At 64.3% G+C, this 25,675-nt stretch carries 20 protein-coding genes; 5 read left to right on the top strand and 15 right to left on the bottom strand.

Features of this window, described 5'->3' with window-relative positions; all coding sequences use genetic code 11:
- Positions 1–144: 144 nt before the first annotated feature.
- Both repB and repA read right to left on the bottom strand, forming a co-directional pair.
- A complete protein-coding gene (repB, locus tag CAER_RS0102630; RefSeq protein WP_027233949.1) occupies positions 145–1,119 on the bottom strand; it encodes a plasmid partitioning protein RepB in 975 nt (324 codons plus the stop codon).
- Positions 1,119–2,294, bottom strand: coding sequence for a plasmid partitioning protein RepA (gene repA, locus CAER_RS0102625; RefSeq protein ID WP_027233948.1), 1,176 nt, complete (start codon positions 2,292–2,294; stop codon positions 1,119–1,121). Before repA ends, repB begins: the two co-directional genes overlap by 1 nt.
- A gap of 517 nt (positions 2,295–2,811) precedes the next feature.
- Between repA and CAER_RS0102620 the strand changes: the two genes are divergently transcribed.
- A complete protein-coding gene (locus CAER_RS0102620; RefSeq protein ID WP_027233947.1) occupies positions 2,812–4,368 on the top strand; it encodes a trimethylamine methyltransferase family protein in 1,557 nt (518 codons plus the stop codon).
- Positions 4,369–4,651: 283 nt separating this feature from the next.
- Entirely contained in the window at positions 4,652–5,320 is a 669-nt protein-coding gene (locus CAER_RS0102615; RefSeq protein WP_154667626.1) for a hypothetical protein, read from the top strand.
- On the opposite strand, the gene CAER_RS0102610 is transcribed toward CAER_RS0102615, so the two are convergent.
- Positions 5,258–5,893, bottom strand: a complete 636-nt coding sequence (locus CAER_RS0102610) for a hypothetical protein (RefSeq protein WP_027233945.1) — start codon at positions 5,891–5,893, stop codon at positions 5,258–5,260. The genes CAER_RS0102615 and CAER_RS0102610 overlap by 63 nt on opposite strands.
- Before the next feature lie 393 nt (positions 5,894–6,286).
- Here CAER_RS0102610 and CAER_RS29515 point away from each other — a divergent pair, with 393 nt between their 5' ends.
- On the top strand, positions 6,287–6,442 hold the full coding sequence (locus CAER_RS29515; protein ID WP_154667625.1) for a hypothetical protein: 156 nt from the start codon (positions 6,287–6,289) through the stop codon (positions 6,440–6,442).
- Between the two features lie 53 nt (positions 6,443–6,495).
- On the opposite strand, the gene CAER_RS0102600 is transcribed toward CAER_RS29515, so the two are convergent.
- The 8 genes from CAER_RS0102600 to CAER_RS0102565 form a co-directional block, all read right to left on the bottom strand.
- Positions 6,496–9,138 carry a nitrate reductase gene (locus CAER_RS0102600; protein ID WP_027233943.1) on the bottom strand — a complete coding sequence of 881 codons (2,643 nt, stop codon included), beginning with the start codon at positions 9,136–9,138 and terminating at the stop codon, positions 6,496–6,498.
- A complete protein-coding gene (gene nirD / locus CAER_RS0102595; protein ID WP_027233942.1) occupies positions 9,135–9,467 on the bottom strand; it encodes a nitrite reductase small subunit NirD in 333 nt (110 codons plus the stop codon). The genes CAER_RS0102600 and nirD overlap by 4 nt, the downstream gene beginning before the upstream one ends.
- Positions 9,464–11,905: a nitrite reductase large subunit NirB gene (gene nirB, locus CAER_RS0102590; RefSeq protein WP_027233941.1), complete on the bottom strand. Its 2,442-nt coding sequence runs from the start codon at positions 11,903–11,905 to the stop codon at positions 9,464–9,466. The genes nirD and nirB overlap by 4 nt, the downstream gene beginning before the upstream one ends.
- A gap of 4 nt (positions 11,906–11,909) precedes the next feature.
- On the bottom strand, positions 11,910–13,592 hold the full coding sequence (locus tag CAER_RS0102585) for an ABC transporter ATP-binding protein (protein ID WP_027233940.1): 1,683 nt from the start codon (positions 13,590–13,592) through the stop codon (positions 11,910–11,912).
- 6 nt (positions 13,593–13,598) lie between these two features.
- A complete protein-coding gene (locus CAER_RS0102580) occupies positions 13,599–14,672 on the bottom strand; it encodes an ABC transporter permease (RefSeq protein WP_027233939.1) in 1,074 nt (357 codons plus the stop codon).
- An 85-nt stretch (positions 14,673–14,757) separates the two neighbouring features.
- Positions 14,758–16,125, bottom strand: coding sequence for a CmpA/NrtA family ABC transporter substrate-binding protein (locus CAER_RS0102575; RefSeq protein WP_027233938.1), 1,368 nt, complete (start codon positions 16,123–16,125; stop codon positions 14,758–14,760).
- Between the two features lie 265 nt (positions 16,126–16,390).
- Entirely contained in the window at positions 16,391–17,569 is a 1,179-nt protein-coding gene (locus CAER_RS0102570; RefSeq protein WP_027233937.1) for a CmpA/NrtA family ABC transporter substrate-binding protein, read from the bottom strand.
- Positions 17,566–18,150 (bottom strand): ANTAR domain-containing response regulator, encoded by a 585-nt coding sequence (locus CAER_RS0102565; protein ID WP_027233936.1) that lies wholly within the window; start codon positions 18,148–18,150, stop codon positions 17,566–17,568. The genes CAER_RS0102570 and CAER_RS0102565 overlap by 4 nt, the downstream gene beginning before the upstream one ends.
- A 340-nt stretch (positions 18,151–18,490) precedes the next feature.
- On the opposite strand from CAER_RS0102565, the gene CAER_RS0102560 reads away from it, so the two are divergent.
- The gene (locus tag CAER_RS0102560; RefSeq protein WP_027233935.1) at positions 18,491–19,912 is read left to right on the top strand and encodes a homospermidine synthase; all 1,422 of its coding nucleotides are present in this window, start codon (positions 18,491–18,493) and stop codon (positions 19,910–19,912) included.
- Between the two features lie 33 nt (positions 19,913–19,945).
- Here the strand turns inward: CAER_RS0102560 and CAER_RS0102555 are convergent, their stop codons facing one another.
- Genes CAER_RS0102555 through CAER_RS0102540 form a run of 4 tightly spaced genes read right to left on the bottom strand, consistent with a single transcriptional unit; the run spans position 19,946 to position 24,421 of the window.
- Entirely contained in the window at positions 19,946–21,286 is a 1,341-nt protein-coding gene (locus CAER_RS0102555) for an NAD(P)/FAD-dependent oxidoreductase (RefSeq protein WP_027233934.1), read from the bottom strand.
- A complete protein-coding gene (locus CAER_RS0102550) occupies positions 21,283–22,782 on the bottom strand; it encodes an aldehyde dehydrogenase (RefSeq protein WP_027233933.1) in 1,500 nt (499 codons plus the stop codon). The genes CAER_RS0102555 and CAER_RS0102550 overlap by 4 nt, the downstream gene beginning before the upstream one ends.
- Positions 22,783–22,785: 3 nt before the next feature.
- Complete coding sequence (locus CAER_RS0102545) at positions 22,786–23,703, bottom strand: dihydrodipicolinate synthase family protein (RefSeq protein ID WP_027233932.1); 918 nt, start codon at positions 23,701–23,703, stop codon at positions 22,786–22,788.
- Positions 23,704–23,710: 7 nt separating this feature from the next.
- Entirely contained in the window at positions 23,711–24,421 is a 711-nt protein-coding gene (locus tag CAER_RS0102540; protein ID WP_027233931.1) for a GntR family transcriptional regulator, read from the bottom strand.
- Between the two features lie 214 nt (positions 24,422–24,635).
- On the opposite strand from CAER_RS0102540, the gene CAER_RS0102535 reads away from it, so the two are divergent.
- The gene (locus CAER_RS0102535) at positions 24,636–25,586 is read left to right on the top strand and encodes a GlxA family transcriptional regulator (protein ID WP_027233930.1); all 951 of its coding nucleotides are present in this window, start codon (positions 24,636–24,638) and stop codon (positions 25,584–25,586) included.
- Positions 25,587–25,675: the final 89 nt, after the last annotated feature.

Raw genomic sequence — 25,675 nt, 5'->3', positions numbered from 1 at the left:
GGCGCATGGAGTTGACACTGACGAGTCTGAGAGGCTATTCCAAAGGTGCTAAATCTGAGAACGGCCTTCTGGGATGTAATGTCCTGGGGGGCTTTTCTTTTGCCTGCTGCTCGTGCCTCCTGTCCTTTTTGTTTCTGCTCTTGCTCAGTCTTCCGGCTGCTCAGGCTGGTCTTGCTGCCAGCGGCCGTGAAGTTCTGCCATGATCTCTTCCGCGTTGGTGTCGAACCAGGTGTCAAAGCCCGGCGCGTCCTTGGCTGAGATCGTCAGGGTAATACCCTTGGCGGTGGTCTTGATGCCCGCGACCTCAGCCCCGTTGCTGCCGGGGAGGGTGCGGGTTTTCGGCGGGGCAGGGGCCGGTTCCGGCTCTTGCGGGACGTTCTGGGCGTGTTTCAGAACGGCCTCGAACCGCCCGTCGGAGTCATAGGCCGTGAAATCGGGCCGGTTTGTCCGGGTGATCGCCCGGGCCCGTGCTGCGGGATCGTTGAACAGCTTGACCAGCATCATCCAGCGGTCGCGGCCGATACCGGGGGCAGAGCCGATCGCCCGCAGGAAGGGCAGATCAAAGGCGGTGCCGACCTTCAGCATCCGCGATACCATCGGCAGGTCGATCGACAGCGCGGCGGCAATTGTCTGCCGTCCATAGCCATCGGCCTGCAGCTGCGCCGCAAAGGCGGCCTTTTCGATAAAGCTGAGGTCCTGGCGCGAGGTGTTTTCCTGGCCTTGGGCCATCACCAGCGCGTGGTCGTCCAGCTGCCGCACCATCGCCTTGACGGCCATACCCAGTTCGCGCAGCGCCTTGAGGCGGCGGCGGCCATAGACAATTTCGAACCGGCCCGGCGTCTGCGGGTGCGGGCGCAGCAGCACCGGCACCTGCTGGCCATAGGTCTGCAGGCTGTCCTTCAGCTGGTTGAAGGCGGCCCCGTCCATACCCAGCCGGTCCTCATAGCCGGCATCGTCGATCAGCGCGGTGTCGATCTCCTGCACCGCGCTTTCCTGCAGCTTGCTGAGCGAGGATTGCAGTGCCCCGACCGCGCCGCGCGGCATCATCTTGGGTTTCGGCCCGCCAGCGGATGCTGCCGGGCTGCTGAGTGCTGTGCTGAGAATGCCTTTGCGTGCCATCAACGCCTCCATGCTTGTTGAAGGAGCGACTCTATTTCATCGTTAACTTGATTCAGTGAATCGACCGCACGGTCATAGGTTGACCTGTGAAACTGGGATCTTTCGACCTCGTAAACCGTCTGCTGGGTCAGGCCCGCATCGGAAATCGCGGTGGATTTCAGCATCGGGGCAACCATGACCTCCTCGCCGAACAGCTGCCGCATGAATGCAACCACCTGTTGCTGCGGGCCGTCGTTCGGCTCGTACCGGTTGATCAGGAAGCGCAGGAAATCGAACTCCAGAGCTGCCCCGGCATTCGAGACAACATCCAGCAGTTCCGCTGACATCTGCAGGAACTGCGACATCGAGGCGATGTCGAGCATGTTCGGCACCACGGTGATGATCACGCCGGTGGAGGCGCAGAGCGCCGACATTGTCAGATACCCCAGCTGCGGCGGGCAGTCGAAGATGATCACGTCGTAATCCTTCTCGACCTCCTCCAGTGCCGCGGCCATGCGCGCGAAAAACGCGGGCTGCACGTTGTTGATCAGCGCCTGCGGGGTCTCATGCTCGAATTCCTGTAGGATCAGCCCGCCGGGCGCCAGGTCCAGGCCGGTGAAATAGGTCTGCTGGATGATCTGGCGCAGGGGCAGGGGGTCATCATAGCGGATTGCGTCATAAATCGTCCCTGTTTCAAGGAAATCGACCTCCGGCCTATAGCCGAAAAGCGTCGTCAGCGACGCCTGCGGGTCGATATCCACCGCCAGCACCCGGTAGCCCTTGAGCGCCAGCCGCTGGGCGGTGTGGATGGACGATGTGGTCTTGCCCGATCCGCCCTTGAAGTTCAGGAAGGACAGCACCTGCACCTTGTCGCCCTCGCGGCGGCCGCGCAGGTAGGTGCCCGGCGTCTTGGCCGAGGCATCCAGGACCTTTCGCATTTCCAAGAGATCGGCCGCGGAATAGTGGCGCCTGCCGCCCGGTGTGGTGTGCACCTCGGGGAATTTGCCGTCAAAATGCAGCTTGCGCAGGAAACTGGGGGAAATGCCCAGCATTTCCGCCGCTTCCCCGGCGCTGAACAGCCGCAATTCCTTCCTTGCATCCGGCGCGAAACTCGCCAGCATGTGGCTTTCGAGGGCCGCACTGAGGTTCTCCGCGTTCTCGCGGATTCGCTGATTGATGTGGAGTGCTACTGCCAACTGCTGCCCTCTCGGTAGTAACGCTGTTTTGCGTCAGCGCTTTATTTATCGTTTCTATACGCAATGCGAACAGCGTTTTGCAATAGATTCCTTCATTTACAGGTTGCAGACGTGTTCTGCGGATTTCTGCCGGATTGCGGAACCCGCATCAAGTTTTCGCTTAAGGCAATGAAACTAAACATTAAAACCCTCCATCAAACGGGCAGGGGAGGGGAGGGCGCAAAATCCCTGTCTGCAAAATCCGTGGCGCGTGCGCAGCATCCAAGCGGGTGGGGGAGGGCGAGTCGCAGCCGCCCGGAAAGTCCTGCCGGATCAGCAGTATCAGGCTCTATTCAGGGTCTAATCCTGCGCCGGCGGGCGCTGTGCCCCCTGGAACGGGCACCGCTGCCGGGCAGCGGTCCCGCTTTCCGCGGCGGATCCTTTTAGCGGAGTGTCGGTTTTTGCAACCGCATTTCGGAATCCTGCAGGTGGACCCGCAGACATTCAGTGAAACTGGGCGTCAAAGGAGACCCCTGCGATGATTGAACACGCCACTGCCCCCCGCGTCCGCTCCGGCGGCCGCACCGCCCGCCGCGCCCTGCGCACCGCGCCGGATTTCAACATGCTGCCGGGCCTCACCCGCAATATCCCCTGGTGTGAGGTAATGGACGGCGCCCAGGTCGAAATGATCGACAACGCCTCGATGGGCATTCTGGAAAATGTGGGTGTTCAGTTCCGCGATCCCGTAGCGCTGGCGGACTGGAAGCGCGCCGGTGCCAAGGTCGAGGGTGAGCTGGTCTATCTGGACCGCGGCCTGGTCCGGGAGCTGATTGCCACCATCCCCAGCGATTTCACCTATCACGCGCGCGACCCGGAAAAGAACGTGCGCCTGGGCGGCAAGCATTCGATCTTTGTGCCGATGACCGGCGCGCCGTTCCTGTGCGGCCTGGACGATGTGCGGCGCAATCCGACGCTGGACGACCTGGCGATGTTCCACAAGCTGGCGCATATGATGCCGGCGCTGCACTCCTCCGCCCACCATATTGTCGAGCCTTATGATCACCCGATCAGCCAGCGGCATCTGCGGATCACCTATTCGTCGATGAAATACTCCGACAAGACGTTCATGGGCATGACCACCAGTCCCAAGAACGCCGAGGACGTGATGGAGATGTGCGCGATCCTGTTCGGCGCGGATTTCCTGGAGGACCACCCGGTCACCACCGGCAACTGCAACGGCAACTCGCCGCTGGTCTGGGATGAAACCATGCTGGGGGCGATGCGGGCGTTCTGCCGGCGAAACCAGCCGGTGCTGTGCTCGCCCTTTGTGCTGGGCGGCGCCAACACCCCGGCCTCGGTTCCGGCCACCGTGGCACAGCTGAACGCCGAAGCGCTGAGCGCGCTGGCCTATACCCAGGTGATCCGCAAGGGGGCGCCTGCGATCTATGGCCACTACCTGTCGACCGTCAGCATGAAATCCGGCGCGCCTATGGCGGGCACGCCGGAAATCAGCCTGATGAACTTCATGATCGGCCAGATGGCGCGGTATTACGGGGTGCCGTGGCGGACCTCCAACACTCTGGGCGGCGCCAAGACATTCGATGCGCAGGCGGGCTATGAATCGGCCACAACGCTGTCGGCGGTCATTCACGCGGGCGCCAATTACATCTGGCACTCGGCGGGCTGGAATGAGGCGGGCATGCACTGTTCGATTGCCAAATTCATCGTGGACGCGGAGCAATGCGCGATGGCCTGCCGGATGGCGGAAGGCCCGAAATGGCACGATTTTGATCAGGCGCTGGCGGCGGTGCCCGATGTCGGCCCCGGCGGCCACTACCTGGGGCATCCGCACACTCAGGAAAACTTCCAGGAGGCGTTTTTCATGCCGGAGCTGTTCGACAACAACTCCATCGAGCAATGGCAGGCCGAGGGCAGCGCCGAGATCACCGAACGCGCCCTGAAGCGCGCCAGAAAGCTGCTGGCGGAATACCAGGAGCCCAAGCTGGACGAGGCGAAGAACGAAGAACTGCTGGAGTATATCGCCCGGCGCGAGCGCGAAATCCCCGCCGCGGATGAGCTGAACCAGAGCTATTGACCGTTTCCACCGGCTGGCCCGCCCGTAAACCGGACGGGCAGGGGCGAAACCTGCCCGGTTCGGGCCGCCTGCGCCGGATCCCACGCCGCAGGCGCCCGCTTCAAGAACGGTAAATTTGCTTTCCCGCTGCTGGAAACCGGGCGGCCTGCAGAATTCCTGGTGTTTCCCTGATCCGGTGATCCGCATCCCGCGGGAAAGACCTGTTTTACAACCAAAAATGAGGGAATCTTACTTCTGCACCCGCCTTGCGAGTGCAGCATTCCATTTTTGTAAGGAGAAAAACATGGAACGTAAGAGCATCCTCACACACATGCGGGCCATTGAAGGCAGGTTCAACGCCGAGGGCCTGACGCTTTACGTGTGCACAGACCCTCAAGAGCTGCCAGCCCTGCTGGAGGATGTGGGCAAGAAGCGCGTCCATCCGATGTCCGAAGTCAGTGACGATGACCTTGAGTCAGGCCGGGCATTCTGGCTGTTCCTGAAGCGGGAGGACCGTTGCATTACCTGCATCTCAGCCAAGAGCGTGGACCTTGGCGGCAAGGACTTCGGCAACTACTTCCGGGGCCTTGCGGCCTCCCGGTACGGCGGCCGCGACGAGGTTGTAGCGAGCGTCTCGCAGCCGCTGGTCGATGAACTGCGGGGCAGGCTGATCTACTTTGGCGGCATCGAGGTTGCGCCGGACGAACGGGGCGGCATCCGCAGGCTTGGCGACTTTGCGCAATATGTGAAGCTGCTGGCCGCCACGCGGTGGGATTTTGATTGGATGTACACGATCATTGCCTACAAGCACCGCCGCCTTGCTGACGATTACGGCTTTAACGGCAAGTACCGGAATGCGATCTGCTGGTCGGATCCGGTGCCGGAGGGCCTGGCAAACGATCAGATGATCCTAGGCCTCAACGCAGTCCATTTCTCGCACATTGTCAGCAGTGTCGAGCCAGGTAATCTTTGAGAAAACCGCAGTGACCGGCGCCCCTTGGGGGCCGGTCACCCGCATCGTCACCTTGCGGTAGCCGCCCCGCACCCTCAGCCCCTTGATGATCACGTCCAGCACTTCGTCCGTCACAATGTAGGGAACCTCTTCGAGCATCCTGTGCGACTGCATCGCGCGCTGGATAATCCTCTCTTCGAAGGTTCCGACGATGCGGTAGAAATCACGGTTCCCGGCAAGCATAAGCCGCTCTGCCGCGGCGCTGCGTTTGCCGATCTGGATCGGGTGCATAATCCGGTCTGTGGGTTCGAGGGGCTCATAAAGGTCAACCTGGTCCTCGAACCACTCCCAGTTCTGCAGCTGCCCTCCCTCCTGGTGGAACCAGTCCAGGATGTGGTCCGTCGTGACATTGAATCCGGCCCTGGAGCACGCGGCAAGTTCGGTATTGGCGGTTTCGGCCGCCCGCCATCGGTTGAGTTTGGCTGCGGAGGCGTGGTTTCCGCCGGGCAGGTCGAAAAAGAACTGAATGGGGATGCACAAGCCGGCGGACAGCAGCGCCAAAGAGGACGCGGGGATTTCCCGGTTGTTCCTCATCTGGCTTCTGAGGGTGCCGTAATTGACCCCGGAAATCGTGCAGGCTGTTTTTAATCTTACGCCTGCGATCTTGCAGGCGGCATCAATACGGTCGGCTATCATATGCACCTCAAAAGTTTACATATGTGAATTATTAAACCAATAGTTGACACGTATCAGCCAAGGCATCAACAATCAATGCGTGTGTAGCGTTTATCAGCGGGTGAGTTTCCATTGGAGTGGACAGACGGAAAGATGCATCGCGCCGGAGGGAGCGGCAGGGGCTGTTCCCGGCGCGAGCTTGAGCTTCTCAGGAAGGCCAGCGAGGCTTCGGGGAGAAGCCTTGGCTTTTGGTCTGAACTAACCGACGGACTGGACCAAAAGTCGCTTGCGCTGCTGGTTTCAAGGGCCCACATGGTGTCGCCTGAGAACTCCCGGTCCTGCGATGCGCTGGAGCGGGACCAGCGCGAAGTGCTCACCATGCTGTCGCAAGTCGGCCATCGTGACCGCGGCGTGTTCATGAGGGCGCTGCGGGGGCTGATTGAACTCCGCAAGGGGCGGTTGAACTAGGGCCGGGACCCCAGAGCAGAGCGCGTGAACCGGGGGAGGGGGCTGCGCAAGCTCTATTCTGCGGCCGGTTTGCAGCGCCGGCGGGCCAGCAGCGCGGTGATTTCCGAACGGCAGGATCCGCAGCCGGTGCCCGCTTGCAGCGCCGCACCGACATCAGCGGCACTGAGGAGGCGGCCCGTTTCGATGGCGCGCAGAATCGTATTTGCCCCGACATTGAAACAGGCGCACACCAGCGGGCCCGCGTCCGGCAGGTCTTCGGGCGGCTGACCGGTCAGCACGCCGGATGTGCAGGTGCCGGGCAGTCCGGCCAGGTAGCTGCGGCGGACGGCAATTGGCTGCGGCGCAATGAACAGCGCCGCCGCCAGCCTGCCGCTTTGGTGGAGGGCCACCCGGGCAATGCCCTTGCGGCTGTCCGTCATCATCTGGATCGCGGCATCCGGCAGGGCGAACAGCTGGCGCGCTGCGGCCTCCGGATCGCGGAGCGGCGCCGCGCCTGCCAACTCCGCGCGGTAGCCGGTCTGTGTCCGCGCCAAGGCCCAGTAGTCCGTTCCGGGGGTCGTTCCGGGGGCCATGGGCCGGCAGGACACGGCAAAGCCGTACCAGGACGCTTGAAAGCGTTCGGCTGCCGCCACAGAGGCCTTGCTTTCGGGTTGTCCGGAGACCGGGTCGGTCACCGCGGCAACAAGAGACGCGATACGCGCCGAAGGTGCTGTTTCCCCGGTCCAGTGAATCGGCACGAACAGGTCGCCGGGCTGGACATCCGCCGTGATCCGCGCCCGCAGGATCGCCTGCCCGTGCGGGCTGCGCAGACGCAGCAGGTCCGCGGGCTTTACCCCCAGGTCCGCGGCGTCGTCCGGGTGAATGTCGGCGAAGGGTTCGCCAAGATGCCCTGACAGGCGCGGAGACTGGGCCGTCCGGGTCATCGTATGCCATTGATCGCGGATGCGGCCGGTGTTCAGGCGGAACGGAAACTCTCTGTCAGTGGCAGCCGCCGGCGGCTGGCAGCGGACGGGCAGCATCCGTGCCTTGCCGTCCGGGTGATAAAACCGGCCGTCCGCAAAGAAGCGCCCGCCCCGGCGGCGGCTGACCGGCCAGCGCACCGGCGCCAGCCCATCATAGCCTGCATCGGACAGGCCGCTGAGACCGGAGATATCGAAGTCCAGCCCGAAACGGCCCGCAAGGCCCGACAGTGCTGCATGTTCGCGGAAGATCTGCGCCGGCGACTGGTAGTCAAAAGCTGCAGCCCAGCCCATGCGCCTGCCAACGTCTGCCAGAATGTCCCAGTCCGGGCGGGCTTGGCCGGGCGGCGGCAGAACCGCGCGCTGGCGGCTGATGGTGCGGTCCGAGTTGGTGACGGTGCCGTCCTTTTCCGCCCAGGCGGCGGCGGGCAGCAGTACATCTGCCAGCCGCGCGGTATCGGTCGCGGCGGTGATGTCGCTGACCACGGTAAAGTCGCAGGCCTTGATGGCAGCGGAGACGGCATCGGCCTCCGGCATCGTCACGGCCGGGTTGGTGTGGATGATCCACAGCGCCTTGAGCCGCCCGTCGCCCGCGGCGCGGAACAGGTCGACGGCTTTCAAGCCCGCGCGTTCCGGCATCGCAGGCGCGCCCCAGAAGTCCTGCACCGCAGCCCTGTGCCGGGCGTTTTCCAGATCCATGTGGCAGGCCAGCATATTGGCCAGCCCGCCAACCTCGCGCCCGCCCATGGCATTGGGCTGGCCGGTGACTGAGAATGGCCCGCAGCCACGCTTGCCGATCCGCCCCGTTGCCAGGTGGCAATTCAGGATCGCATTCACCTTGTCGGTTCCCGAGCTGGACTGGTTCACCCCCTGGCTGAAGATGGTCACGACCTTTCCGGTCCGCCTCCACAGATCGCAGAACTCCGCGATCTCGGTCGCCTCCAGCCCGGTCACCGCAGCATCCGCGGCAAAGGCGGCCTCCAGCGCTGCGCCCAGCCCCTCCACATGGCGCAGATAGTCCGCATCCAGCGCGCCGCCCTCATAAAGCGCGGCCAGCAGGCGGTTGAACAGTGCCACATCGCTGCCCGCCCCTAGCTTCAGGTGCATGTCCGCCTGATCGCAGCTGGCGGTGCGGCGCGGGTCGATCACCACCAGTTTGGTGCCGCGCGCCGCCCGTGCGGCCAGAATGCGCTGGTGCAGCACCGGGTGGCACCAGGCGAGGTTTGACCCCACCAGCACGATCAGATCGGCCTCGTCGAGATCCTCATAGGTGCCGGGCACCGTGTCGGTGCCAAAGGCGCGTTTGTGCCCCGCGACGGTCGAAGCCATGCACAGGCGCGAGTTGGTGTCGATATTGGCGGAGCCGAGAAAACCCTTCATCAGCTTGTTGGCGACGTAATAGTCTTCGGTCAGCATCTGGCCCGACAGGTAAAAGCCGACGCTGTCCGGGCCGTGCTGCTCCACGGCTTTCTGGAACTTGGCGGCGACCAGGTCCAGCGCGCTGTCCCAGCCGGTGTCCCGGCCGTTCACCCGCGGCGCCAGCAGGCGGCCCTCCTGTCCCAGCGTCTCCCCCAGTGCCAGCCCCTTGGAGCACAGCCGCCCGCGGTTGGCCGGGTGGTCCGGGTCGCCGCGCACCTCCAGCCCGCCCTGGCCGTCCGGACGCAGCAGCAGGCCGCAGCCGGTGCCGCAATAGGGGCAGGCAGAGCGCACCTCTGCCGGAGTGCCGCCCGCCGTCACGCCGCGCTCCGCTTGCCGATGGCGGTGCCGTCGATCAGCAGGCGGCCCGCCTCGACGCGCAGCGGATAGGTCTCGATCCGGCCTTCATCCGCCCCCAGCGCCTGGCCTGTGTTCAGGTCGAAGACCCAGTTGTGCAGCGGGCAGGTGACGCTGTGCCCGTGCACGATGCCTTCCGAAAGCGGCCCGCCCTTGTGCGGGCAGCGGTCGGAGGCGGCAAAGACCTGTTGCGGGCCGGTGCGGAACAGGCCGACGCAGCCCCCAGGCGTCTTCACCACCCGCGCGCCATGCAGCGGGATGTCGTCGATATGGCCAATGTCGATCCAGCTCATTCGGCGGCCTCCAGTGTGAGATTGGCAAGCGGCGCGTATTGCGCCCGCGTGGTGCGGTCCTGCGCGTGTTCGGCCCAGGGGTCCTTGCGGTAGACGGATTGCGACAGCTCGAACCGGGCCGCCAGCGCCTTGCGGTTTTCCAGGTCGTCGACGATCTGCGTCTTGACCCAGTCCAGCCCCACCTTGGCGAGCCACTTGTAGATCCGGTCCAGGTACTTGGCGTTTTCGCGGTAGATCTGGGTCATGGCGGAGATCACCTCGATCGCCTCCTCTTCAGTCGCTACTTTGCACAGCAGCTCGGTGCCCTTGATCTCCATGCCCGCGGCGCCGCCCACGTGGATTTCATAACCGCTGTCGACGCAAATCACGCCGATGTCCTTGCAGGTCGCCTCAGCGCAGTTGCGCGGGCAGCCGGAGACCGCGAGCTTCAGCTTGTGCGGCGTCCAGGACCCCCACAGGTGCTTTTCCAGCTTGATGCCCAGCCCCGTCGAGTCCTGGGTGCCAAAGCGGCAATGGTCGGTGCCGACACAGGTTTTCACCGTGCGCAGCCCCTTGGAATAGGCATGGCCCGACACCAGCCCGGCGCGGTTCAGGTCGGACCAGATGCCGGGCAGGTCCTCGCCCCTGACGCCCAGCAGGTCGATGCGCTGGCCGCCGGTGACCTTGACCGTCGGCACGTCGTATTTGTCGGCGGCATCGGCGATGGCGCGCAGCTCGTCCGGGGTGGTGATACCGCCCCACATCCGCGGCACCACGGAGAAAGTGCCGTCCTTCTGGATGTTGGCGTGCTTGCGCTCGTTCACAAAACGGCTTTGCGGATCGTCCTGATATTCCAGCGGCCAGTCGGCCAGCAGGTAGTAGTTCACCGCCGGGCGGCAGATATGGCAGCCGTTGGCGGTGGTCCAGCCAAGCTCCTGCCAGACCGCGGCCTGGCTTTTCAGTTCCTGAGATTTGATCAGGCGGCGCACGTCCTCATGGGTGTGATGAGTGCAGCCGCAGATGGGCTGGGCCTGCGGGGCGGCGTAGCCGTCGCCCAGCGTCACCGCCAGCAGCTGCTCCACCAGCCCGGTGCAGGTGCCGCAGGAGGCGCTGGCCTTGGTGGTGGCGCGGATCGCGCCGAGGTCGGTGGCGCCGCGTTCGATGGCGCTGGTGATCTGTCCCTTGCAAACGCCGTTGCAGCCGCAAATCTCCGCCTCAGGCGGCAAGGCTGCAACGGCTGACAGAGGGTCCGCGGAGGCACCCCCCTGGAAGGCCGGGCCGAAGATCAGCGTCTCGCGCATCTCCTCGATATCGGTGCCGTCCTTGATCAGGCCGAAGAACCAGCTGCCGTCGGCAGTGTCGCCGTACATGACGGCGCCAACCAGCCGGTCTTCTTCGATCACCAGCCGCTTGTAGATGCCGCGGGCGGGATCGCGGAAGACGATATCGTCGCGGGTCTCGCCCTCCGCGAAGTCCCCGGCGCTGAACAGGTCGCAGCCAGTGACCTTGAGCTTGGTGGCCAGCTCCTTGACAACAAAGGCATTCGGTTGGTCCAGCAGGCTGTCCGCCAGCACCTTGGCCTGATCGTAGAGCGGCGCCACCAGACCAAACAGATGGCCGTCGAACTCCACGCATTCGCCGACCGCGTAGATGTCCGGGTGGGAGGTCTGCATCTGCGCGTTCACCTCGATCCCGCGCGCCACGTCCAGATGCGCGTCGGTGGCGAGGCGGGTTTCCGGGCGGATGCCCACCGCCATCACCACCAGATCGGCCCCCAGCGTCTCGCCGCTGTCCAGCAGTACGGCCCGGGCACGGTCCTCGCCCAGGATCGCCTTGGTCGAGGCCTGGGTTTTCACGGTGATACCGCGCGCCTCCAGATCCTTGCGCAGGAGATACCCCGCGGCCTCGTCCAGCTGGCGTTCCATCAGGTGGCCCATCAGATGCAGCACGGTCACTTCCATGCCGCGTTCCTTGAGACCCGCGGCTGCCTCCAGCCCCAAGAGCCCGCCGCCGATCACCACTGCCTTTCCGCCCTTGGCGGCGGCCTCGATCATCGCATTGGTGTCGTCCAGGTCGCGGTAGGAGATCACCCCGGGCAGGTCGTGGCCCGGCACCGGGATTATGAAAGGGGCGGAGCCGGTGGCGATTACCAGCTTATCGTAAGGAACATGACCGTTTTCGCCCTCGACCACCTTCATCTCAGGGTCGATCTTCACCACATGCTCGCCGAACCGGCAGGTGATGCCGCGCTCCGCGTACCACGCGTCCGAATGGGTGACGATCTCCTCATAGGTCTTCTCGCCTGACAGCACCGGGCTCAGCATGATGCGGTTGTAATTGCCGCGCGGCTCGGCGTTGAACAGGGTGATGTCATAGGCGCCGGGGTCCGCGTCGAGCAGATGCTCGATCACCCGGCCAGAGGCCATGCCGGCCCCGATAATGACGAGTTTCTGGGTCATGGTCTCACTCCGCTGCAATCTGGTTTGCGGCTGCTTTGGGCTTGGGTTTCGCGCCGTGCTCGTATTCCTCCAGGAAATCGAGCACCTCCTGCCGGTAGGTGTAGTACTCCGGGTGCTCCAGCAGCGCCTTGCGGGTGCGCGGGCGCGGCAGGTCGACGTCGGTGATCTTGCCGATGGTAGCCTGGGGCCCGTTGGTCATCATCACCACCCGGTCGGCCAGCAGGATCGCCTCGTCGACATCATGGGTGACGCAGATCGCGGTCACCTTGGTGCGGGACCAGACCTCCATCAGCACCTCCTGCAGCTCCCAGCGGGTGAGGCTGTCGAGCATGCCGAAGGGTTCGTCGAGCAACAGAAGCTTGGGCGAGAGGGCAAAGGCGCGGGCGATGCCGACCCGCTGCTGCATGCCGTTCGACATGGCGTTTGCGGGCTTGTCCATCGCATCCGCCAGGCCGACGCGCTCCAGGTAGTATTCCACCACGTCCTGCCGTTCCGCCTGCGACGCCTTGGGATAGACCTTGTCAACGCCGATGGCGCAGTTCTCCCGCGCGGTCAGCCAGGGGAACAGGTTTGGCGACTGGAACACCACCGCGCGCTCGGGATCGGCGCCCTCGACATGGCGGCGGTCCAGCTTGATCGCCCCCTTGGAGATCGGGTTGAGGCCCGCGGCCATGGTCAGCACGGTGGATTTGCCGCAGCCCGAGTGGCCGATCAGCGAGATGAATTCACCCTTGCTGATCTTGAGGTTGAAATCCTCGACCACAGTCAGCGGCCCCTTGGGGGTGGGATAGATCTTGTGCAGCTGCGAGAAGTCCAGGAAGCGGTCCTCCGTCAGCGACTTGGAGGCCTCGGCCACGGCGGCGGGCAGACCGTGGACCGGGGTCACATCCGGCAGGGTTCTGGTGCTTTCGATTTTGGCCTCGATCCCCGCCTCCATCAGGCAGGAGGTCACTTCCCGCCGCAGACGCTTGAAGGTTGCGTCATTGTTCATCGCAGACCGGTCGCGGGGGCGCGGGATCGCGACTTTGAACTCCTCGCCAAGGGTGCCATCGGGGTTGAGCGCGATGATGCGGTCGGCCAGCAGGATCGCCTCGTCCACATCATTGGTGATCAGCACGCAGGTCTTCTTGTCGGCCTCCCAGATCATCTCGATCTCATCCGCCAGATTGGCGCGGGTCAGCGCGTCCAGTGCCGACAGCGGTTCATCCAGCAGCAGGACCTCCGGGTCCATCGCCAGCGCGCGGGCCACATTCACCCGCTGCCGCATGCCGCCCGACAGCTCCGCCGGGCGGCGGCCGGCGGCGTGGCTGAGGCCGACCATCCCGACGTAATGGTCCGTCTTGGCCTGTTTTTCAGCACCGGAGAGGCCCGGAAAGACCGTGTCCACCGCAAGGCGCACGTTGCCGTTCACCGTGAGCCAGGGCATCAGCGAATAGCTCTGGAAGATCACCCCGCGTTCCGGGCCGGGGCCGGTGATCGTCTTTCCCCGGAAGGCGGCTGTGCCCTCGGTCGGTGTCTCAAGCCCGGCCATCAGGTTGATGAGGGTTGTCTTACCGGTGCCGGAGAAGCCCAGAAGCACCAGGAACTCCCCCTCCTGAACACTCAGGCTGATGTTTCTGAGCACGGAGGTTTTGGCCGTGCCTTCCCCGTAGCTTTTGGAGACATTTCTGAATTCAAGAATGCTCATGACGGCTCACCGGTTGTTCGTGAAGGTAAACAGCGACTGCAGCGCGTACATCACCCGGTCCAGCAGGAAGCCGATGATGCCGATGGTCAGCACTGCGACGATGATCCGGGCCAGCGACTGCGAGGAGCCGTTCTGGAATTCGTCCCAGACGAATTTGCCGAGCCCGGGATTCTGCGCCAGCATCTCTGCCGCGATCAGCACCATCCAGCCGACCCCCAGCGACAGCCGCAGGCCGGTGAAGATCAGCGGCAGCGCCGAGGGCAGGACCAGCTTGGTGATCTTTGTATAGGTGTTCATTTTCAGAACCTTGGAAACATTCACCAGGTCCTTGTCGATGGAGGCCACGCCAAGCGCGGTGTTGATCAGGGTCGGCCACAGCGAACAGAGCGTCACGGTGATGGCGGAAACCAGGAACGACTTGGAAAAGAGCCCGTCGTTGCCTGCGTAGAGGGCAGAGACGATCATCGTGACGATCGGCAGCCAGGCCAGCGGCGACACCGGTTTGAAGATCTGCACCAAGGGGTTGATGGCAGAGTTCGCGGCCGGCGACAGCCCTGCCAGGATGCCCAGCGGGATCGCCACGGCGGAGGCGATCAGGAAGCCGAAGAACACGGTTTTGATCGACGTCCGGATCTGCTGGTAATAAGACGGCGCGCCGGTATAGGGGATGTCCTTGACCCGTTCCGGCTGTCCGCGGTCGATAAAGCGCTGGTTGCGGGCCTCCACCTTTTCGTAGTGGGCCTGTTCCCTGGCGGCCATTGCCTGCGCGTCGCGGTGCAGGTTCACCGCTTCGGTCCAGACCGCAGCAGGGCCGGGGATCGCGCCGAGCGAGGTCTGCACCCTGGGCGCCAGCGCAGCCCAGAGCAGGAGAAAAGCGGCAATTGCGATGACGGGGACAGCCAGCAAGTGCCAGATTTCCTTCATCTGCGCCTTGGGGTTGTCGCCTGCGGCGGCTTTCAGGACCGGGGTGATCCAGGCCAGGCCGAAGACCTGGAACCAGGCATCCAGCCTGTTGATCCGGGTAAACAGCCGCGCGCGGCGGGCCTCGGAGCTGAGGGTATCGGGGTCGGCGGTGGTCATGGTCTTGTCCTTTGCGGAATGCGGGGGGAGGGGAACGGCGCTTGCTCCTGCCGGAGCATCGCCCCGCCCGCCCTCCCGTCCGGGGTCAGCCCTGAACGGTGCCGCCGGTGATGGTCTGGCCGGATTTCAGGCCGATCGGCAGGCTGTCGATGTAAGCGTTGGGTGCTTTGGCATCGAAGGGGATGCCGTCGATGATGTCCGCGGCCGGGGTCGGGGCCTTGTAGCCGTCGCTGTCCCAGGGGAAATCTTCGGCGCTGGCAAGCCCCTCATCCACCAGCATTTTCGCAGCTTCCAGATAGATCTCCGGCTTGTAGACGGAGCGGGCAACCTCGTCATACCAGCTGTCGGGCTTTGCGCCGGCGATCTGGCCCCAGCGGCGCATCTGGGTCAGGTACCAGACCGCGTCGGAATAGAACGGATAGGTCGCGTTGTAGCGGAAGAACACGTTGAAATCCGGCACTGCGCGGGTGTCGCCCTTCTCATACTCGAAGGTGCCGGTCATCGAATTGGCGATCACATCGTAATCGGCGCCGACGTATTCTGGGCGGCTGAGGATATCCACCGCTTCAGGGCGGTTGGCGTTATCGTTTTCGTCCAGCCACATGGCCGCGCGGATCAGCGCCTTGACCACCGCCAGCGTGGTGTTCGGATTCTCATCGGCAAATTCCGCGGTGATGCCAAAGACCTTTTCGGGGTTGTTCTTCCACAGCTCATAGTCGGTGATCACCGGCACGCCGATGCCCTTGAACACCGCCTGCTGGTTCCACGGCTCGCCCACGCAGTAGCCTGCGATGGTGCCGGCCTCCAGTGTGGCGGGCATCTGCGGCGGCGGGGTCACCGACAGAAAGGCTTCGGCGGCGATCTGGCCGGTCACGTTTTCGGGGGAGTAGTAGCCGGGGTGGATGCCGCCGGCCGCCAGCCAGTAGCGCAGCTCGTAATTGTGGGTGGAGACCGGGAAGACCATGCCCATGTTGAACGGCTTGCCCCTGGCGTTGAAGTCTTCGATCACCGGTTGCAGATGGGAGGCGGAGATCGGGTGCGAGACCTTGCCGTCCGCGTCGGTGGGCAGGTTCGGCTTCATCATCTCCCAGACCTCGTTGGAGACGGTGATGCCGTTGCCGTTCAGATCCATCGAAAAGGGGGTGATGATATGCGCCTCGGTGCCATAGCCGATGGTGGCGGCCAGCGGCTGGCCCGCCAGCATGTGGGCGCCGTCGAGCGTGCCGCCGATCACCCCGTCCAGAAGCACCTTCCAGTTGGCCTGCGCTTCCAGCGTGACAAACAGCCCCTCATCATCGAAGAACCCCTGCTCATAGGCGACCGCCAGCGGCGCCATGTCGGTCAGCTTGATGAAGCCGAAGGTCAGAACGTCCTTTTCCAGGTCCAGCATGTCAGCCAGGGCCGGGGCGGTCAGGGCGGTGGAGCCTGCGAGGGCGAGGATCAGGGTCTTCATCGGGACGGTTTCCTTTGTTTGCTGCGTCCGGGGCACACGCCCGGACAGAAAAAAGCCGCTGACACGCACCGCCGGGAGGAGTGGCGGTGGGTCGAGCGGCTTTGCTCAGTGCAACCCGGTCTTCGGGATAATCTCTGCGTCAGGCTCCGTTGCCTGTCTGGTTCAGTGTGCGGGATGATCGGCGCGGCGCCAAAGGTTTCTTTGCGAGCGCAGCGAAAAATTCTGCAATGCAGCATGGGCGTTCAGCGGATTGCCTGCTTTTTCATCAGCCGGCGGCCAGGGGATCAAAAACCCGGCCATCGAAAAACCGGTTCGGCAGCAGATTTACCGGGTCTGATTCCCCCGCGGCCGGCGTTCCGGCTTCCAGCGCGCCTCCCAGCCTGGACGACGCGCCCGGCAGCTCCGCGCCGGTTCCGCTCAGGGCGGTGCGGTACAGATCGCTGCGGAAAACATGTTTTGCCTTTTGCAGCGCGGTCTGCTGATCAAGGCCGTTCCGTTTTGCCAGCCGCAGGGCGGTCCACTGGGCCTGGCTGCGCCAGGGATACCCGGCGGCGCCGTCATGAAAGCCGACAAACCCGGGCGCCTCGCGCTGCAGCCCCTGAGGTGTGACGGTGAACTTCCCGGACAGGCCGCGCTCGATGATCTCGGCGGGCAGGTCGAGATACCGGCGGGAGGACAGGATCTCAGCCGCCAGGCCGCGGCAGGAGGGGTCGGCCAGCCAGCGCCCCGCGCGCCACAGGGCCCGGACCAGCCGTCCGGACAGGGCGGGTTCCGTTTCGGCCCAGCCGCTGCGGACGGCCAGCACCTTTTCCGGCGCAAAGGACCAGATCGCCCGCCCGGGCAGCAGCAGTGAGCCGTCCCCCTGTTCGACGGCAATGGAGCCCCAGGGTTCGCCGACGCAGAAGGCGTCGATGTCGCCGCTGCGGATCGCGCGGGCCATCAAGGGCGGCGGCACCGTGCGGATAACGATGTCCTGCGCAGTGTCCAGCCCCAGCCCTTCGAGCCAATAGGTCAGCAGCTCGGCATGCATGGAAAAGGGAAACGGCACACCGATCCGCAGTGGCCGGTCTGAGGCGGCGATCAGGGCCTGTCCCGCTGACACGGCGTCGTCAAAGGAAAACCTGTGCCCCGCGGCCGTCAGCCTGTCGGCCAGCCTGCTGCCGGCACCAATCACCGTGCCATTCACCGACAGCACCGAAAGAACTGAAAACTGGGCGCTGGCCCCGCCCAGGCCCAGGGCTGCCGCCACCGGCACCGGCGACAGCATCTGGGCAGCATCCACCTGGCCATAGGCCAGCATATCGCGGAGCGATGACCAGGACGGCGCGCGGTGCAGATCCAGTGTCAGCCGCTCTTCGGCGGCAAAGCCCATTTCCTGTGCCGCAATCAGCGGCGCCGCATCCGTCAGCGGGACATAACCGGCAGGGATCCTGGTCAAGCTCATGCCAGCAGCCCCGCCGCCGTCACCAGCGCCTGCGCCACCTCCGCGACGCGCTTGTTCTGGTCCATCGCGGCCTTGCGCAGCAGCGCATAGGCCTCATCCTCTTCGATGCCCCGGGCCTTCATGATCATGCCCTTGGCGCGGTCGATGACTTTGCGCTCCTCCAGGGCGCGCTTGGCCTCTGCAAGCTCTGTGCGCATCCGCTGAAACAGCCGGAACCGCGCGATGGCAGCGTCCAGAACCGGTTTCAGCCGGGAGGGCTGCAGCCCGTCGACCACATAGGCCGAGACGCCGGCTTCCACGGCTGCCGCCGACAGCCCGTCGGCGCTGCGGTCGACAAACATCGCCACGGGGCGTTCCTTGGGGCCGGACGCCAGCGTGAGCTCTTCCAGCACATCGCGCGAGGGGTCCGCGATGTCGATGAGGACGACATCCGGATCGCGGGCCTCTATCCGGCGCGCAAGGCCGGAGGGCTCCGATATCACCTGAATGTCGAACTCCCCGGCTTCGCGCAGGCCGTCCGCAATCATGAACGCACGTTCGCGGTCGGCTTCGACGACAATGATGGACAGGGGATCGGGCATGACCACTGCATCGGCCCTGCAGGAGAATACTGTAAAGACCAGCAATGCCATGCAGCCTGCCTGGATGCCGGTAATGCTCAACTTTTGAGCAAACCGCCCGCACATCCGGCTGTTGGAGAAGTAACTGGCAGGCCCCGGCAGCCTCGCCGGCAGGCAACCGGAAGGCCGTGCGCTGACACGCAAAGCGCGGATTGCCAGCGGCCAATCTCCGCTTGCCAGTTGCTGAGCGCCCGGCGGGACATGGCAGGGGATCAATCCGGATCGAGCTCATTATTCGCACGGCAATTTCCACCGGCTGGCCCATACTGGCCGGAGCGCACGAATCTGCAAGGAGAAGCCCATGGCACAGGAGTATCCCATCTATGGCCGGATCGACGGTCCCGTCGTTATCATCGGCTTCGGGTCGATCGGCAAAGGCACGCTGCCGCTGATCGAACGCCATTTCGACTTCGACGCCTCCAAGCTCACGGTCATCGAACCCGATGCCGCCAAGGCGACTTTCCTGCGCCAGCACAAGATCAACCACCTGCAGGTCCCGCTGACGCCGGACAATTACAAGGAGGTGCTGGGCGGGCTGTTCAGCGAGGGCAAGGGCTTCTGCGTCAACCTGTCGGTGGACACCTCGTCGCTTGAGCTGATGACTTTCATGCGCGAACTGGGCGTGCTGTATATTGATACGGTGGTGGAGCCCTGGGCGGGGTATTATTTCGGCACAACCGACAACGCGGCCCGCACCAATTATGCGCTGCGGCAGGCGGTCAGGGATGAAAAGGCGCGCAATCCCGGCGGCACCACGGCTGTCAGCTGCTGCGGCGCCAATCCCGGCATGGTCAGCTGGTTCGTCAAGGAAGCGCTGCTGACGCTGGCCCGTGATACCGGGCGCGGCGTTGAGGCCCCTGCCAGCCGCGGGGACTGGGCGCGGCTGATGCAGTCGCTGGGCGTCAAGGGCGTTCACATCGCCGAACGGGATACCCAGGCCCGCCGGGTGCCGCGCGCCCGGGGCACTTTCGTCAACACCTGGTCGGTCGAGGGGTTCATCGCCGAAGGCTTTCAGCCCGCCGAACTGGGGTGGGGCACCCATGAATCCTGGTTTCCGGAGAACGGCCACCGGCAGGACAGCGGCTGCCAGGCCGCCATCTGGCTGGAGCGTCCGGGCGCGATCACACGCGTGCATACCTGGTGCCCGACGCCGGGGCCGCAGTTCGGCTTCCTGGTCACCCATAACGAGGCGATCTCGATCTCGGACTATTATACCGTGGGCGCGGGCGCCGATCCCGAATACCGCCCCACCTGCCACTATGCCTATCACCCCTGCGACGATGCGGTGCTGAGCCTGCATGAGCTGTTCGGCTCGGGCCAGCAGCAGGAACGGCACCACATCCTGACCGAGGATGAGATCATCGAGGGCATCGACGAACTGGGTGTGCTGCTTTACGGCCATGAAAAGAACGCGCTGTGGTTCGGCTCGCGCCTGTCGAACGAGGAGGCGCGTGACCTTGCGCCGTATCAGAACGCGACCGGGCTGCAGGTCACCTCGGCGGTGCTGGCCGGTATGGTCTGGGCGCTGGAAAACCCCGAAGCGGGGATTGTCGAGACGGATGAGATAGACCACGCCCGCTGCCTTGAGGTGCAGCGGCCGTATCTTGGCCCGGTTGAGGCGCATTACACCGATTGGACGCCGCTGCAGGACCGCTGGGTGCAGTTCCCCGAGGACATCGACGAAAGCGATCCCTGGCTGTTCCGCAACGTGCTGGCAAGCTAATCACGGCGGAGGCGTCCGGCCGGATGCCCCCGGCTATTCCTTGCCCGACCGCCATTCCTTCCACATCAGGTAGGTATTGGCGCCAAGCGAGGCAAAGGGTTCCGGCGGCAGCCTGGGCGGTTCCGGCTGGGCCAGGAAATGGCTGGCAATGTCCGACCCGCCCTGCAGCACCAGTTCGGCAATGCCCATCCCTTGCAGGGTGCCGCGGGCGATGCCGAGGCCGTTCTGGCAGCAGGCCGAATAGACACCTTGGTCCAGCGCGCCAAACGCCGCCGATCCGTTGCGGCTGAGGCACAGCATACCGGCCCAGCGGTGCTCCATCCGGACCCCTTCCAGCTGTGGGAAGCGTTCTTTGAACTTGCGGTCGTGCACCCAGCCGGCATTGCGAAGGCGCATACCGCTGGTCTCGATGGTGGGATGGAAGCTGGAGCAGGTCCGGATCAGGATCCGGTCGCCGTAAGAACCGGAGATCCGCCTGACGGAGGTTCCCATCGGGTCTGCGGGTGTGACCGACCAGCGCGGCGTGCCGCCCAGCCGTGTGATCTGTTCCGGCGTCAGCCGTTCGGTCATCGAGGCGTAAAGGCAGATGTGCATCAGGCGGCGCTGGTAGAAGCCGAAGCTTTCCAGGTGGCCGTTGTTGGCCAGGATCACGCGGCCGGTGCTGATGCGGCCCTTGGGGGTGCTGACCAGCCAGCCGTTTCCTTGTTTCCCGAAACCCGTGGCGGGGGAGTTTTCGAAGACGCTGATCTGTCCCGCCAGATGCGCCGACAGGGCGCGGATATAGGCGGCGGGCTGGATCATCACCGTGCCCGGCGCATAGAGGCCGGAGGTGTAATGCGCACTCCCGGTGCGTTCCTGCATTTCCTGCCGGCTGAGCAACCGGTGCGGTTCGCCCAGCCGGTCCAGATGGGCTGCGAAATCGCGGTTGTGCTTGTCGCCCGCACGGGTGGCGGCGGCGTTGATCTTGCCCGCTGGGTCGAACATCTCCTGCGGCAGCGCGCAATCCTGTGCCACTTCGGTGGCAAAGGCGATGGCCTTGCGGTTCATGGCAATCGCGGCCTTGTCGGCCTCCAGTCCCGTTCCGGCATAATTGTCAGATGACAATTCATGCGGCAGGTCGATCATGAAACCTGAGTTGCGCCCGGCGGAGCTTTCGGCAAAGCGCCCGGCCTCCAGCAGCGCGACCTTCAGGCCGGGGTCCAGCTGATGCAGGCGGCGGGCGGCGGAAAGCCCGGCAAATCCGCCGCCGATAATGGTGACATCGGCGGTCAGATCCTGTTCCAGCACCGGCAGGGGCGCTTGCGGCGGCAGGATCGCGTTCCATCCCGCCGCACCAGTCTGCCGGGGCAGGCGTTTGGCGTCGTAGCGGCTCAATCCACGGCCTCGTCTGCGTCGTCGGCCAGGTCGATCCAGATGGTTTTCAGCTGGGTGTACTGGTCGTGGGCATGCACGGAGTTGTCGCGGCCGCCGAAACCCGACTGCTTATAGCCGCCGAAGGGGGTGGAGATGTCGCCCTCGCCAAAGCTGTTCACGGTCACGGTGCCCGCCCGGATCGCCCGGGCGCCGCGGATGGCGTGTTTGACGTTGGCGGTGAAGATCGAAGCGCAGAGGCCGTAATCGGTGTCATTGGCGATACGGATCGCCTCGTCAAAGCCGGTGACCTCAATCACCGACAGGACGGGGCCGAAGATCTCCTCGCGCGCCAGCACCGCGTCATTGCCGGGTACCTCGACCACGGTGGCCTCGACAAAGGCGCCGTCATGGGCCTTGCCGCCCAGCACCACGTTGTCCGCCTGCTCCAGATAACTGCAGACCTTGTCGAAATGCGCCCGTGACACCAGCGCGCCCATACGGGTTTCCGGGTCCAGCGGGTCGCCCACGTTCCACTGCTTGGCGTGATGGGCGATGCGCTCCAGCAGCTCTGCCTTGACGTCCTTGTGCACGATCAGGCGGGAGGAGGCGGAGCAGTTCTCGCCCATGTTCCAGAAGGCGCCGTTCACCACATGCGCGGCAACGCGGTCCAGGTTTTCGGCATCATCCATGACGATGGCAGGATTTTTGCCACCCATCTCCAGCACCACTTCCTTGGCATTGCTTTCTGCGGAGTAGCTGAGGAATTTCTTGCCGGTCACGGTGGAGCCGGTGAAGGAGACCATGTCGACATCCATATGCCGCCCGATGGGTTCGCCGACCTCGGCGCCGCCGCCGGGGACGATGTTCAGCACACCGCGTGGCAGGCCCGCCTCCATCGCCAATTCGGCCACGCGCAGCGCGGTCAGGGTGGTCTCGGCGGCGGGTTTCACCACAACGGAGCAGCCTGCGGCCAGCGCCGGGCCGATCTTCCACGCCAGCATCAAAAGCGGGAAATTCCACGGCAGCACCAGGCCGACCACGCCGATGGGTTCACGCACCACCATGGCGATGTGATCGTCGGAGGCGGGGGAGACCTGATCATAGATCTTGTCGATCGCCTCGGCGTGCCATTTCAGGCAATGGATGGTCTCCGGCACGTCGACGGTTTCGCAGTCATAGATGGTCTTGCCGCTGTCGAGGCTCTCCATCACCGCCAGTTCGCGGGCATTGCGGGTCATCAGCTTGGCGAGCCGGATCAGCGCATCCTTGCGCGCGGACGGGTGCAGGCGGGACCAGCGGCCGTCGTCGAAGGCTTCGCGCGCCTTTTCGACCGCGACATCCACGTCCTCGGCACCGCAGGCGGCGATATCCGCCAGCTTCTCACCGGTGGCCGGGTTCACGGTCTCAAATGTCTTGCCAGAGGCCGCCGGGCAGAACTTGCCATCAATGAACGCACCGGTGGGCAGGTCCAGATTGGCGGCGATGGATTTGTATTCGTCCTGAGTAAGCAAAGTCATTCCTTAACCCTCCGCCTCGATATCTGCGATTTTCTGTTTCAGCACCCGCACGACCTGTTCCAGTGCGCGTTTGTCGTCCTTGTTCAGGCCTTTCAGCGGCGCACGCATGGCGCCGGCTGCGATGCCGTTCATGGTGACGCCGTGCTTGATGGTCTGGATGAACTTGCCGCCCTGTTCGAGGACTCGCATCAGGGGCATCATCGCTGACATGATGCGGCGGCCCTTGGCGAAGTTGCCTTCGATCACGCAGGCATTGTAGAGCGCGACGTGCTCGCGGGGCAGGAAGTTGGAGCCGCCGCAAACCCAGAAGGGCGCGCCCCAGGCAAAGAATTCCAGCGCCTGATCATCCATGCCGCAGCCCAGCTGGATGTGGGGATAATCGCGGGCCAGCAGATGCACGCGGTTGATATCGCCGGAGCTTTCCTTGATGCCGCAGAAGTTCCGGGAACGGCCGACCCGGTCGAGAAACTCCTCGCCCATCATGGTGCCGGTGCGGTGCGGGTAGTTATACAGCATCACCGGCAAATCCGCCGCCTTGTCGATGGCCAGCGCATTCAATGCGTTTTCGCGGTCGGTCGGCACCGAGTAGGGCGGGGAGGCCAAGAGGATCGCATCGGCGCCGATCTTCTTGGCGCCGGTCGCCAGCGCGATGGAATCGCTGGTCAGCATCGCGCCGGTGCCCACCACCAGCGGCAGGCGGCCCTTGAGCCGGTCATGGGTGAAGCGGGCGAGGGCGATGCGCTCTTCCACGGTCTGGGCATAGTTCTCGCCCGTCGAGCCGCCAGAGATCAGGCCATGCACGCCGGCGCCGATCAGGTATTCGATGACATCGGCCAGCGCGTCCCAATTGACGCTGCCGTCCTCGAAATGCGGCGTCACCACAGGGGTGTATATCCCCTCGAACCGGAATATTGGGGTCATCTCGTCCTCATGCAGGGGTTTTGCGCGCCACCGTCCCCAGCGGCACGTCAAGCCCGGCGGGCATGACGAACAGCTCGATCTGGTCGCGTGACAGGTTCCAATGGTCGATTGCCAGCTGCCCCGCCGCCGCCGCGTCGCCCGCTTCGATGGCGGCGATGATGGCGTCGTGCTGGGCGCTGGCCTCATCCAGGTTTTCCGCCATCCGGGCGTCCTGAGGGCGGTAGAAGGTCATGCCGATGCGGGCATGGTCGATCAGCAGCCGCTGAAAGGACGGCAGCAGATAGATGTTGTCCGCCATTTCGCCGGTGATCTCGTGAAAACGGTTGTTGGCCATGGCCCGGTCGGCGCTGGAGCCGGTGCGCAGGGCGGACTTGAAGGCTTCCTGCGCCTCTTTCAGCGCCGCGATCTGCGCGGGCGTGGCGTGTTTGGCTGCCAGTTGCATCACCGCGCCATAGATCATCGGCGCCGCCAGGAAGAAATCGCGCAGGGTCATGTGCGACATCTCGCTGACCCGCGCACCGCGGTTTTCCCGCAGATCCACATAGCCTTCGCCCGCCAGCTGGCGCAGCACCTCGCGCAGCGGGGTGCGCGACAGGCCCGACTCCTCAGAGAGTTTCGCCTCATCCAGATCGGCGCCGGGGCGCAGCTCCAGCGTCATGATCGCGGTCTTCAGGCCGCTGTAGAGCGCAGCCTTCCGGTTCTTTGAGGCGTCTTTCATGGGCTTCTCTCCTGCCGTTGCTGCGGAGCGGGATTCTTGGGTTCGCGGGTTCTATGACATAAAAATACATATTGTGTACACAGGAAAAATATGGTGTGTGCAATCAGCGGGCGCTTCGCGGCTTGCGGCAGGCGGGGCAGGGGGCCTAGCCTGTCCGGGCTGCAAGGGCAGTGCAGCCAGGCCCGCCCAGCGTTTCTTGTCAGGCGGTTGACCCATGACCAAAACCCAGCATTTTGCCTTTCTGCTGGTGGAGGAATTCTCCCACCTCGCCTTTTCCTGCGCGGTGGAGCCGCTGAGGATCGCCAATCTGGTCAGCGGTCGGGATCTTTATGACTGGTCGTTCGGATCGGAGAACGGCGAGACAGCGACCTGCTCCAACGGATCGGTGACGCTGGTGCATTATGGTTTCGATGCGATCCCGAAGTGCGACCGGCTGTTTGCGCTGTCGGGCATCCATATGCGCAAGCATGTGACCAAACCCTTGCTGGCGGCGCTGCGCCGGGAGAAGGCGCGCGGCGTTGCGGTCGGCGCGCTGTGCTCCGGTGCCTGGGTGCTGGCAGAGGCCGGGTTCCTGGACGGCATGCAGGCCGCGATCCACTGGGAATACCACGACAGCTTCATGGAGGCCTTCCCGGAAGTGAACCTGGTGCGCAGTGTGTTTGTGGCGGATGAAAAGCATGTGACCGCCTCTGGCGGCACCGCCACGGCGGATCTGATGCTGCACTTGATCGAGAGGATGCACGGCTATGACCTGGCGGTCGCGGTGGCCGACCAGATGGTCTATAACGCGGTGCGCAATGCCACCGCCGAGCAGCGCGTCTCGCTGCAATCGCGCAACGGAATGCGCAACGCCCATCTGGCCCGCGCGATCCAGATGATGCACGACCACATAAGCGATCCCATTTCCCCCGCCCGCATTGCAGAGGAGATCGGCATTTCCACCCGACAGCTGGAGCGGCTGTTCGGCAAGTATCTCAACACCTCACCCAAGAAATACTCGATGGAGATGCGGCTGGAGCGTGCCCGCAACCTGCTGATCCAGACTGAGGCCTCGGTCACCGAGGTGGCACTGTCCTGCGGTTTTGACAGCCCGGGGCATTTCTCGCGGGTTTACAAGGCGGCCTTCAACGTGACGCCGATGCTGCAGCGCGGGCGGATCGGGTGAGACAGCCGGAAACCGGCACCCGCCTGAAATTTCCGGTCTGGCCTTCAAAGATGTTTTCCTCATATTGAAATGAAGCCCTTTCATCCCAG

It is taken from the genome of Leisingera caerulea DSM 24564 (genome assembly GCF_000473325.1).
In the GTDB taxonomy this organism is placed as follows: Bacteria; Pseudomonadota; Alphaproteobacteria; order Rhodobacterales; family Rhodobacteraceae; genus Leisingera; species Leisingera caerulea.
The sequence above is the reverse complement of the archived record's forward strand: the minus strand, read 5'-3'. Positions and strand labels throughout refer to the sequence as shown.